The organism is Selenomonas sp. (assembly GCF_052169755.1).
Lineage (GTDB): Bacteria > Bacillota > Negativicutes > Selenomonadales > Selenomonadaceae > Selenomonas.
This window is the reverse complement of record NZ_JBQNBV010000160.1, coordinates 1-3956: the sequence shown is the minus strand read 5'-3', so window position 1 is coordinate 3956 and position 3956 is coordinate 1. Positions and strand designations below refer to the sequence as shown.

The window sequence follows — 3956 nt, the reverse complement described above, 5'->3', positions numbered from 1 at the left end:
CTTTGAAATAGAAAAGGTTGCCTGAAAGAAATTTTCAGTGCTATACTTGAGGAAGCGCTGATAAAATGAGGTCGTCCAGATTTGCACAGATGTGCTGTATCTATCGAGGAGACAAGCCGCAGACGTAGCGGTGCTACGTCGAGGATTTGACGACGATGAGAGGACAGCACAGATGTGTGAAGATGGGCGGCTGAATTTATCAGTGATTCCTTAAAGAAGTATGGATCCAATGAAGTCGCTCAGATTTGCACAGATGCGCGGCTGCATGTATTCGTGCTTTCTTAAAAATAAAAAGGATTTGCTTTAAGATCATGGGAGGTGCCATTCATGGCGGATTATGGACGCAGACTGCCGGTGTATTTGCTTTTGGATTGCTCGGGATCGATGATGGGCGAGCCGATTGAGGCGGTTCGGCAGGGGATCAAGGCGCTTTTGTCGGAGCTTCGCGGCGACCCGCAGGCGCTTGAGACGGCGTATCTTTCGGTTATCACTTTTGCAAGTCAGGTGAAGCAGACGACGAAGCTCACGGAACTCATGCTCTTCAAGGAGCCTCGCCTTGAGGCGGAGGGCTGCACGCTGATGGGCGGCGCCTTGAAGCTCCTCGCGGAATGTGTGCGCACGGAGGTGCGGAAGAATACGGAGACGCAGAAGGGCGATTGGCGGCCGCTCGTTTTCCTGCTGACGGACGGCAATCCGACCGACTTGGAGGATTTTCGGCAGGCAGCGGCGGAGATTAAGTCGCTCAAGCTCGGCAACATCATCGCGTGTGCGGCGGGTGCGGATGCGGATACAAGCTATTTGAAGCAGATCACGGACAACGTGCTGATGATGAATAGTCTTTCGGCAGGCGATATGGCGAAGTTCTTCGCATGGGTCTCCGGCTCGATCAAGATGTCGTCGAAGAGTCTCGACGCAAAGCCCGGTGCGGCGATTGAGCTGCCGCCGCCGCCGAAAGGCTTTACGGTCGTCCCTTGAGCGGGATGGATGGCTGGCGTGTGGAAGGGGTGCAGACGCTTTGACGGGAAAAGAGGAAGCCGCCGCTCTGGCGCAGGCGGCAGATGCGCAAAAACAGGCGCTCATGGGTACGGTGCCAGAAGAGGAAAAAAGCGGGGAAACTGCGGAAAATGCGCCTTTTGAAAAAGGCGCAGCCGCTGGGACGAGCGAAGCGGGCGATGCGCCGCCTGCCGCCGACGAGGAGCCTGCGGCTCTGAGCGATGCGGCGGTACTGGCGCATACGGCATCGCTCTGGCAGTATCACCCTGTACCGACGGATGAGCCGGACGCTGCGCCGGAGTATATGAAAGAAGAACGCAGGCTCGGTACGGCAGACTTCATCGCGTCGCGTGTGCGCGGCAAGAAGCACAAGCACGACGGCACGAACTGCGATGACTGGTTCGCGGCAGCGGAGACCGGCGGCATCGCCATCGTCGCTGTTTCCGACGGGGCAGGCTCGAAGCGCTTCTCGCGCGTCGGTGCGCGTGCGGCGAGCGAGGCTGCCGTAGGCGCGATCTACGAGCAGCTTCGCACCCTGGATGCAGCAGGCGCCGAACAGCGCACCGCTTTCGCGCTTCCCACAGATGATGCGGCGTTCGTTGAGGCATGCGCGAAGCTCAGCGCGGCGCTGCACGAAGGCGTTCTCGCCGCGCGGCGTGCCGTCTTGGCGGCGTTTTACGAGCGATGCGGCAGGGCGGCGTACACGAAGCTCCTCGGCCGCGACATCGCCCTCTCCGACTTTGCCGCGACGCTCCTTGTTACCGTCGTCGTGCCTGTCCCCGAGTGCGCGGAGCTTCTCATACTCTCGTGCCAAGTTGGCGACGGCATGACCTGTGCCGTCAATACGCACGCGCCCTGCGGCAGCGCCGTGAAGCTCATGGGCAAGCCCGACAGCGGCGACTTCTCAGGCGAGACGGACTTTCTGACGAGCGAAGCCATGACGGACGTCTCAAATTTGCAGCGTCGGACGCTCGTCACGCGCGGAGCTTACGATCTCGTCCTCACGATGACGGACGGCGTTGCAGACGACTACTTCAATGCGCAGGAGCTGCACCGTCTCTATCTCGATCTTATGCTCAACGGCGTTTTGCCGAATGTGCAGGACAATGAAATGTTTACGCGCGACGACATCGAATTTTTGCGCAGCCTGCCGCAGCCCGAAGCCGTCCCGTGGGTCAATGACAAGGAAACGCGCGTTGCGCTGCATTCCGCCGAGCATCTTTGCCGCGCGTTGGGAACGACGCAAGAAGCCTTGTGGCAGCGTGCGCATGTGCTGTCTCTGGCTGTTGCGGATACGAGCCTAAAGGATGTCGCTTCGCGTGCGGAACGGCTGAAGATCTGGCTGGACAACTATTTGACGCGCGGTTCCTTCGATGACCGCACGCTTGCGCTGCTCTCGTGGGGAGATGCAGGTCATGCCTAGGGTCAGAGAAGCCATCCTCGCCGACGGCAGAAGGATTCCTTACGTCGTTACGGAAAATCCGCCGCAGGGCGGCATGAAATACACATACTTTGCCCCCGACAAATCTTACGTCGTGCAGTTCTTTCTAAATCCGGACATCGTTGACGAAGCGCTCGTCGATCGGCTGACGGCGATCATCGGACGCTACAATCCGACGATTGCGGAAACGAAGGGCGGCGCGCGCGGCAATACGGTGGAAGCGGCGACATACTTCGCTGATCTTTTTTGCTGGCCGACGGCGCTCGTCGTCAAGCCGGAGTTCGGCATCGTCTGCCCCGCCTATCCAAAGAACTTCTTTTTCGGGCGCGAAGCTTCCAGTCAGATTGATCTCGCCGGCAGGGACAAGAAAGGAAATTGGTTCACGAGCCGCGTGCGCAAGTATCTGAAAAAGGACGAACTTGGCAGCTTTCAAACCATGCTGCGGCTATCCATCGCGCTCGCACGCGCCGTGCGCCGTATGCATCAAGCGGGGCTGGCGCATTCCGATCTTTCGTGCAACAACGTCCTCGTCGATCCCAAGAGCGGCAGCTGCGTCGTCATCGACATCGACTCTCTTGTCGTGCCCGGCCTGTATCCGCCCGAGGTCGCAGGGACAAAGGGCTACATCGCGCCTGAAGTGCTCGCCTCAATGGAGCTTTCTGCCGGCGATGTGCGCCGCGTCGCCCCGAGCCTGTTGACGGATCTCTTCGCGCTGCCCGTGCTTCTCTATCAATATCTGCTCAAGCGTCATCCGCTCGAAGGGCCGAAGAACTACGACCTGCCCGCCGAAGAGGCTGACTTTCTGATCTACGGAGAAAAGGCGCTCTTCGCCGAGCATCCGACCGACCGCTCCAATCGCCCCGAAGGGCTGAAGGTCACGATCCACGATTTAGGGCCGTACCTTGAAAAACTCTTCCTGCGCGCTTTCGTCGATGGTCTGCACGAGCCGGAAGCGCGCCCGTCGGCGTTTGAGTGGGAGAAAGCGCTCGTCAAGACGTGGGATCTTCTGCAGCCGTGCGTAAATCCGCATTGTCCGGAGAAATTTTTTGTCCTGCACGATACGAAAGCGCCGCGCTGCCCCTTCTGCGGCGCTGCTGTGCCCGAACGCCGTGTACTGCATGTAAAGCGTCTGCGCCGCGTGCGCGGCAAGGAAGGGCAATGGCTGCAGTCCGGACTTTTGAACATCTACGACGGTCTGCCGCTCTTTTTGTGGCACTTCATGGAAAACGTATTCCCCGATGAAAAAGCGCGGGATCGTACCGTCAAGGCGTACATATCAAGGCAAAATGGCGCATGGCATCTCGTGAACGATGCTATGGACGATTTGCGGACGCCCGAAGGAGACTTGCTCGCGAAGGGGCAGGCGATGCTCCTTCGTCCGGGTGCGCCTTTCGGCGCATGGGACAGCCCCGACGGCGTCCTGTGGGTGGGGAAGCGGTAGACGCCAATCAGCCTGCGTCCTGCGGACTTGACTTCTTGGACTTTCATTGTAAGCTTAGCGCACAAACGTCCACTTTGTAGA

At 59.2% G+C, this 3956-nt stretch carries 3 protein-coding genes; all 3 read left to right on the top strand.

The features are described from left to right. The first annotated feature begins 327 nt into the window (after positions 1–327). From ACTTKG_RS09555 to ACTTKG_RS09545, 3 genes are read left to right on the top strand one after another with little or no spacing between them, the layout of a single operon-like run. A complete protein-coding gene (locus tag ACTTKG_RS09555; protein WP_442673974.1) occupies positions 328–975 on the top strand; it encodes a vWA domain-containing protein in 648 nt (215 codons plus the stop codon). A 40-nt stretch (positions 976–1015) separates the two neighbouring features. Beyond that, the gene (locus tag ACTTKG_RS09550; RefSeq protein WP_442673973.1) at positions 1016–2416 is read left to right on the top strand and encodes a protein phosphatase 2C domain-containing protein; all 1401 of its coding nucleotides are present in this window, start codon (positions 1016–1018) and stop codon (positions 2414–2416) included. Further along, the gene (locus tag ACTTKG_RS09545) at positions 2409–3875 is read left to right on the top strand and encodes a protein kinase domain-containing protein (protein WP_442673972.1); all 1467 of its coding nucleotides are present in this window, start codon (positions 2409–2411) and stop codon (positions 3873–3875) included. The genes ACTTKG_RS09550 and ACTTKG_RS09545 overlap by 8 nt, the downstream gene beginning before the upstream one ends. The last annotated feature ends 81 nt before the right edge of the window (positions 3876–3956 follow it).